At 52.0% G+C, this 6,791-nt stretch carries 6 protein-coding genes and 1 pseudogene; 6 read left to right on the top strand and 1 reads right to left on the bottom strand.

Annotated features, from left to right (window positions below):
• The first annotated feature begins 259 nt into the window (after window positions 1-259).
• From ACT3RR_RS22640 to ACT3RR_RS22625, 4 genes are read left to right on the top strand one after another with little or no spacing between them, the layout of a single operon-like run.
• Window positions 260-1,075 carry an SDR family NAD(P)-dependent oxidoreductase gene (locus ACT3RR_RS22640; RefSeq protein WP_032670836.1) on the top strand — a complete coding sequence of 272 codons (816 nt, stop codon included), beginning with the start codon at window positions 260-262 and terminating at the stop codon, window positions 1,073-1,075.
• A gap of 29 nt (window positions 1,076-1,104) precedes the next feature.
• Window positions 1,105-1,866 (top strand): SDR family oxidoreductase, encoded by a 762-nt coding sequence (locus tag ACT3RR_RS22635; protein WP_004118132.1) that lies wholly within the window; start codon window positions 1,105-1,107, stop codon window positions 1,864-1,866.
• A 42-nt stretch (window positions 1,867-1,908) separates the two neighbouring features.
• Window positions 1,909-3,108, top strand: a complete 1,200-nt coding sequence (locus tag ACT3RR_RS22630) for an MFS transporter (protein WP_181213157.1) — start codon at window positions 1,909-1,911, stop codon at window positions 3,106-3,108.
• 10 nt (window positions 3,109-3,118) lie between these two features.
• Window positions 3,119-4,054: a GlxA family transcriptional regulator gene (locus ACT3RR_RS22625; protein WP_004118100.1), complete on the top strand. Its 936-nt coding sequence runs from the start codon at window positions 3,119-3,121 to the stop codon at window positions 4,052-4,054.
• Between the two features lie 18 nt (window positions 4,055-4,072).
• On the opposite strand, the gene ACT3RR_RS22620 is transcribed toward ACT3RR_RS22625, so the two are convergent.
• Complete coding sequence (locus ACT3RR_RS22620; RefSeq protein ID WP_004118099.1) at window positions 4,073-4,981, bottom strand: AraC family transcriptional regulator; 909 nt, start codon at window positions 4,979-4,981, stop codon at window positions 4,073-4,075.
• Window positions 4,982-5,101: 120 nt separating this feature from the next.
• Here ACT3RR_RS22620 and ACT3RR_RS22615 point away from each other — a divergent pair, with 120 nt between their 5' ends.
• Together ACT3RR_RS22615 and ACT3RR_RS22610 are read left to right on the top strand one after the other, a co-directional pair.
• Window positions 5,102-5,635 (top strand): carboxymuconolactone decarboxylase family protein, encoded by a 534-nt coding sequence (locus ACT3RR_RS22615; RefSeq protein WP_004118098.1) that lies wholly within the window; start codon window positions 5,102-5,104, stop codon window positions 5,633-5,635.
• A 470-nt stretch (window positions 5,636-6,105) separates the two neighbouring features.
• Window positions 6,106-6,791, top strand: a pseudogene (locus tag ACT3RR_RS22610) (IS3 family transposase); the annotation flags it as partial.

Raw genomic sequence — 6,791 nt, 5'->3', positions numbered from 1 at the left:
AACTTCCGCTTCTCGCTCACAGCGGACCTTCAGCTCAGTTAGCTGGTCCGCTCCGTGCCAGGAGCGGACATTACTACACACCGTAAGTAGTCTTATGTGTCTGAAATGAAACCGCAGCCCGATAGTTACTTTCTCTCCTGCCCGTTACTTGAACAGAAATACGCAATGTCCTAAATAACTACCATAATTGTCATTTACGACATTTCTTTCTCACTTATGATTCTCTCATCGAATCAATGGTGATCGAAAGGAGTCTGCAATGAGTGTCGCAACACAACCGGGTAAAGGCACTGCCGTAATCACTGGTGCATCCACCGGCATCGGTGCCGTTTACGCCAGTCGACTGGCGCGCATGGGATACGACCTTACCATTATCGCCCGTAATCATAACCGCCTAAATCAGATGGCGAGTCACATCACTGCTGACACCGCCCGCAATGTGGAAGTGCTGGCAACCGATCTGGGTGATGCCCAACAGCTTGCTGCTCTGGAGAAAAAACTGCGTGCCGATGCCAGCATTACTCTCCTGGTGAACAATGCCGGTGTCGGAACTCATACGCCGTTGTTGTCGAGCGATGTCGATCAAATGCAGGCGATGATTAATCTCAATGTCGTTGCTCTGACCCGTCTGACTTACAGCGTGGTTCCCGGATTTGTCGCGCGAGGTGTGGGTGCCATCATCAATATCTCATCGATTGTCAGCCTTGCGCCGGAACTGCTTAACGGCGTGTACGGCGGCACAAAAGCCTTTGTTCTGGCATTCACTCAGTCACTGCATCATGAACTCTCTGAAAAGGGCATCCATTTTCAGGCCGTGCTGCCGGGCGCGACAGCAACGCCGTTCTGGGATAACGGTGGTTTACCCCTTGACCAACTCGATAAGTCAATAGTAATGAGCGCTTACGATCTGGTGGACGCGGCGCTTACGGGTTTTCTTAACGGGGAATTTGTCACCATCCCGTCACTGCATAACGAAGCTTACTGGCAGGCGATGGAAAGTAGTCGCCAGGCTATGATCCCGCACCTCTCCAGCAATGTACCCGCCGGCCGTTATCGTGCCGGACTTACTCACTAGCCTTGTATTTAGCCAACAGGAATAACCGTATGAAACTGACAAGCAACACTATTTTTATCACTGGCGGCACGTCGGGTATTGGCCGCGAGATGGCAGAAAAATTTCATCAAATGGGTAATCAGGTGATCATTTCAGGCCGTCGTAAAGCTCTTCTTGACACGGTTACGTCCGCCAATCCGGGAATGGATTCCGTGGTACTGGATGTCACCGATGTATCCAGCATTAAATCGGCGGCGAAAGAGGTGCTCTCCCGCTATCCGGCCCTGAATGTGGTGATCAATAACGCTGGCATTATGCCCTTCGATAATCCAGCTGCCGAACTGGATGACGATATGGCCACCACCTTACTGGACACGAACCTGTTGGGCACTGTTCGGGTCAGTTCAGCCTTTGTTGAGCACCTGAAACAACAACCGGATGCGGTATTGATCAACAACAGTTCGATTCTGGCTTTTTTACCCTTGGTGACGAATGCACTCTACTCAGCAACCAAAGCAGCGATTCATTCTTATACCCTGTCGCAGCGTTTTTTACTGCGCGATGCCGGTGTGAATGTGATCGAGATTTCACCGCCTTGGGTCGATACCGATTTGATCTACAAAAGCGGTGATTCCCGTGCGATGCCGGTAGCTGATTTTATCCAGCAAACTTTTGACAAACTGGCGACAGATTCCATTGAAGTGATTGTAGATAGTGTGCTCCCTGCACGTGCGAATCCGGGTGTGAACGAACACGAGATGGTGAACGCGTTTAATCAGTCAATGGTAGATAACCCCATTCCGGTTGCCTGACCGACTCAGGGGCAGGTAACTGCCCCATCCCTGGAGTTTATGATGCAAAATCATCTGACAACATCTCAAAGGCGCGCGTTATGGGCGCTAAGTCTGGCGTATTTTATTCAGGCGACGGGTTCACTTTCCGTGGCGGGCAGCCTGGGTTCGATTTCTCAGGAGTGGGGGATAAGCGATGCACAAAGTGCCCGCCTGCTCTCTATTTTTGGTCTGACATTTGCGCTGGGCGCACCGCTGGCGCAGGTACTGTTCGGCAAGCTGATGCGCAGAACACAGGTGCTGGCAGGCATGCTGGTATTTGGGCTCGGGGCCTTTATATTTGCCATTGCTCCAGACTACAAGCTGCTGGTGGCTTCGCGGATTGTGATGGGGCTGGGGGCATCGTTGATAGGCCCAGTTCTGGTCGCGCTCGGCGCTGAGCTGGTCGCGCCGAAAGAGCGTGGCAGTGCCATTGCCACTATTCTGCTCGGGGTGTCGATGGCCAGCATGGTCGGTATTCCGCTTGCGACATGGGTAGCCAGCGCCTGGGGGGCTCGCTTGCTGTTCATGCTTGTCACACTGGTCAGCCTGGTGACGGCGCCGGGAGTGTGGATTCTGGTTCCGAACGAGGTCAAAGGTGCCGATATTCATTTGCGGCAGGTCGCCCGGGTACTTACAGAGGGGAAAACGCTGACAGCCTTTCTGGTGGTCTTTTTTATCACCTCCGGTGTATACGATATGTATGCCTTTATCTCTCCGATTATCCGAGATCGCTGGCAGGGGGATATATCTTCCGTATCGATAGCGCTGGCTGTTATCGGCATTGCGGGTATTGTGGGGAATCTTTTTGTTACTCGCGCCGCACGCCACTACAGTGCAGAGCAATTACTGGTTGCCGGTCTGACCTTACTGGTTGCGGATATGCTGATTATTATTCTGCTACCTGCTCAGTTGTCATTGTTGTATATCCTGCTGGTGGTCTGGGCCTTCTCCACTGACCTGTTATGGCCCACTCAACAGCGACGTATTGTGGAGATCTCGACCGCGGAAACGCGTGGAATTTCGCTGGCGTTAACCAGCGCCTTTATGTTCTGCGGTATTGGTTTTGGGTCGGCGGTGGCATCATGGCTTTATCCGCTGTCGGGGTTTTACGGAGTAATGATAAGCTCAGTCCTGTTCCTGCTGCTGGCACTGGCCAGTCTGTGGACGTCTGAATGGTTACGAGCACGTTCTGCGAAATATCAGGCGGTTCACCTGTCATAAAGGAGTTGAGATGCACCGTTTAGGACTCATCATTGCCGACCATTTCCAGATGCTGGCGCTGTCTACGCTGACGGTATTTGAGTTTGCCAATCTGGTGACTGAAAGTCCGTTTTATCAACCCGAGGTCTACTCCGAACACGGTGGGACTGTACGTTCTTCTTCGGGTATTGGTGTAGACTCGGCAAAATTGAGCGAGGAAACGCAGGTGGATACCTGGCTGGTGGCGGGCGTATTATCGCCAGTGGATGAACCGGCTAGCCCGGGTGTCATTCACTTTCTGCAAGCCACCGCCCGCCAGACGCGCCGGATTGCCGGGATCTGCACCGGGGCATTTGTACTGGCACAGGCCGGGCTGCTGGAGCAAAAACGCGCCACTACGCACTGGGCACACTCACACAGCCTGGCTTCGCGACATCCCACTATTCAGCTTGAAGATGATCGTATTTTTATTATTGATGACACTATCTGGACATCGGCTGGCATGACAGCCGGGCTGGATATGGCACTCGGCATGGTGGAGAAAGATCTCGGCGCAGACATTGCCCGTACTGTGGCACATCGTCTGGTAATGAACCAGCGCCGTTCCGGCGGTCAGACGCAGCATTCAGAAATTCTTGCCCTGGCACCCCGCTCAGACCGTCTGCAAACTGCGCTGGAATATGCCCGTAATAATCTGCACAAAACACTGACGGTGGAACTGCTGGCAGATGCGGTACATATCAGTGCCCGCCAACTTAGCCGCCTTTTTCGTCAGGAGACGGGTAAATCTCCGGCAAAAGCCATTGAAGGACTCCGACTTGAGGCTGCCAGATTAATGATTGAACAAAGCCGCCTATCACTGGATGCCATTGCCCGCGAGTCCGGTTTTCGCGACAGACGACATATGCGGGAGGTGTTTATTCGCGGGTATGGCATTCCACCTCAGTCGCTTCGCGCAGGGCGTTAATTTACGGCATGGTTCACTCTACCCACGTTTACGGTGCAGAGCAGGCGTTATGCCATAGGTTTTTTTGAACGCTTTAGAAAAAGACGACAGAGACAAAAAACCACACTGTTCAGCCACTCTCTCTGCTGTCAGATTTTTCTCTTCTGAAAGCAGTCTTGCCGCTAACACCATACGTAACTGGTTGAGCCAGACTTGGGGCGTCTGATGATAGCTGTGTGAAAAGTGGCGGGCGAAGGTGGCGCGTGAGAGAAAACAGCGTTGCGCCATCGACTCCATCGTCCATGGCAATGCAGGATCAGCGATAACGGCCAGAACGGCAGGAGCAAGACGTTTGTCGCTCAGTAGCCGTAAAACACCCGCAGGAGGCTCGTGCAGCGACAGCAAAATACGCAGGATTAGCGCGAGCAACGTATCTGCCAGCCCCTTAACGATACTCGCACCGCCCGGTAAACCACCCAGACTTTCGCGTACCAGCATTACCAGCAGCGTTTCCAGCTCAGGGCAATCGTGTTGCTCATCGGCACGGAGATGGATCAGTACCGTTTCATCGGCGAACATCCAGCGATAACCCGGCCCGAAATGAAACTCTCCACACAATACCTCGACCGCAGGCCCCGGTCCTTCCGTCCACACATCAGTGACAATGCCATTATTGTTGACCTGAGCAGGAACAACCTGCCCCCAGTCCACCAGGCTTTGCAATAAATGCGGGGATCCGTGCGGGAACAGAATGATATCACCGGCGCGCACATCGAACGTCTTTCCTTCAACAATGAGCCGCGTTTCGCCACGAAGAATGACATGCCAGGGCACAATACCGGCGGCTTGTTGCGGGTGGTCGACATCCCAGCGCCCGGCAAAACGGCAGTGAAGATTAACGCTACATGCTGGAGTAAATAAGGAAAGCAAACGACTGAGGTTGTCCACTCTGGCTCCTGAGACGATAAGACAAATAATCGAGACGATACGGCCTACCTGCCTGCCTGGTAAGCCCTATTATGTGCTCATGGCCGATACGGCGAAACCCTAAACTGAAAGGAAAAAATGATGAGCCGTTTAACTTCCGTACAACCTGAAAATGCTACTGGCAAGACTGCAGATCTCTTCAGCGCCATTAAACGAGCGATGGGTAAAGTCCCGAATGCCTACCAGACCATCGGGATCGCCCCCGACATTCTGGGTCAGGCATTGTCACACAACGCCACGCTGGCGAAAAGCCAGCTGAATAAACAGGAAATTGAAGCCGTTAACCTTGTGGTCAGTGAAGTGTCAGGATGTGATTACTGTCTGGCGGCGCATACGTTAACCGGGAAAATGGCAGGTTACAGCGTTGAGCAAATTAAGGCATTACGCCGGGGAGAGTTCCCGGAAGATCCGCATATTGATGCATTGGTCAAATTTGTAAAAACTCTGGTGACGACCCGCAACACCTTACCAGAAGAAACCGTCAGTCGTTTTCTGGCAGCAGGCTTTAGCGATCGACAGGTAGTAGAAGTCATCAGTGCAGTCAGTGCGATTCTGTTTACGAATATGGTCAACCGTGTGAATGACACCGTGGTGGACTTTCCAAAAGTAAACTGACCCCGTATGTGGCAGAAAAACATTCCTTTCTGCCACAGCAATTATGATAAATGGTCGATGTATCCTCAGTCTTCGGAGAGAATTGTATTTGAGTAACAATCAAAAAAAACATCTCGTGACCCGACAGCTGTTAATTGTAATCTACCAACGTCCGCTCTTCGCTGACATTAGTTCAGACTATTTACCATAACGTCGCATAATACGAAGAGCATGAAAAAGCTCGCATGGCGAGCTTTTGGCTTAAGCTTGTAAAGATATCGAACTAAATAATCACTCTTCAATCAACTGAATTACCGACTCAGACACTTTGTTCACAATGGCATAAGCGCCCGCAGAGGCTAGGGCGACTACGGCAACACCAACAGCGCTAGTGAATCGCCACGGGTTTAACAGACACCTCAGAGTCATTTATGGAGTGCCCCCGAGCCCGTAGACAAATCTGCCCTATAGTTTGAGCATAGGAGGAGTCTATGGGCACACCACGTTTTACCCCTGAATTTAAGGAAGAAGCTGTCCGCCAAATTACCGAGCGGGGCTATTCCATCGCTGAAGTATCTGAACGACTCGGCGTTTCGGCGCACAGTCTTTATAAATGGCTCCGCGCTGTTAAGCCTGACAACAATGGGCAACAGGCACAGGACTTACTGGATGCCAGAACAGAAATTCTCAGGCTGAAAGCGCAGCTTAAACGCACTGAGGAAGAACGGGATATTCTGAAAAAGGCAGCGCGGTACTTTGCAAGGGAGCCCGACTGAAGTACCGCTTTATCAACGATCACCGTGAAATCTGGTCGATCGTTACAATGTGTCGGGTTCTCAAGGTTGCCCGTGCCGGATTTTATGTCTGGCTCCATAACCCTGTATCTGCCGGAGAAAAGGATAACCAGCGACTGCTGGCGCTCATCCGCGACTCCTATACGCTGAGTGGTGGGGTTTATGGTTATCGCCGAATTCACGGCGATCTTCGTGAAATTGGTGAAGTGTGCAGCAGAAACCGGGTCGCCAAAATCATGAGGAAAAACAGGATACAGGCCATACATGGTTATAAAGTGCCACGCGGGACCCGGGGACGACCGTCACTGATAGCGCCTAACCGCGTACAGCGTGAATTTACTGTGGTAAAGCCCAATCAGGTGTGGGTCACCGACATCACCTAC

Origin of the sequence: Ewingella sp. AOP8-B2-18, assembly GCF_052376015.1 — a bacterium.
In the GTDB taxonomy this organism is placed as follows: Bacteria; Pseudomonadota; Gammaproteobacteria; order Enterobacterales; family Enterobacteriaceae; genus Ewingella; species Ewingella allii.
The sequence above is the reverse complement of the archived record's forward strand: the minus strand, read 5'-3'. Positions and strand labels throughout refer to the sequence as shown.

Coding starts and splice junctions, on each gene's coding strand:
- ACT3RR_RS22630 (WP_181213157.1), top strand. CDS start 1,909: ATGCAAAATCATCTGACAACATCTCAAAGGCGCGCGTTATGGGCGCTA.
- ACT3RR_RS22615 (WP_004118098.1), top strand. CDS start 5,102: ATGAGCCGTTTAACTTCCGTACAACCTGAAAATGCTACTGGCAAGACT.
- ACT3RR_RS22635 (WP_004118132.1), top strand. CDS start 1,105: ATGAAACTGACAAGCAACACTATTTTTATCACTGGCGGCACGTCGGGT.
- ACT3RR_RS22625 (WP_004118100.1), top strand. CDS start 3,119: ATGCACCGTTTAGGACTCATCATTGCCGACCATTTCCAGATGCTGGCG.
- ACT3RR_RS22640 (WP_032670836.1), top strand. CDS start 260: ATGAGTGTCGCAACACAACCGGGTAAAGGCACTGCCGTAATCACTGGT.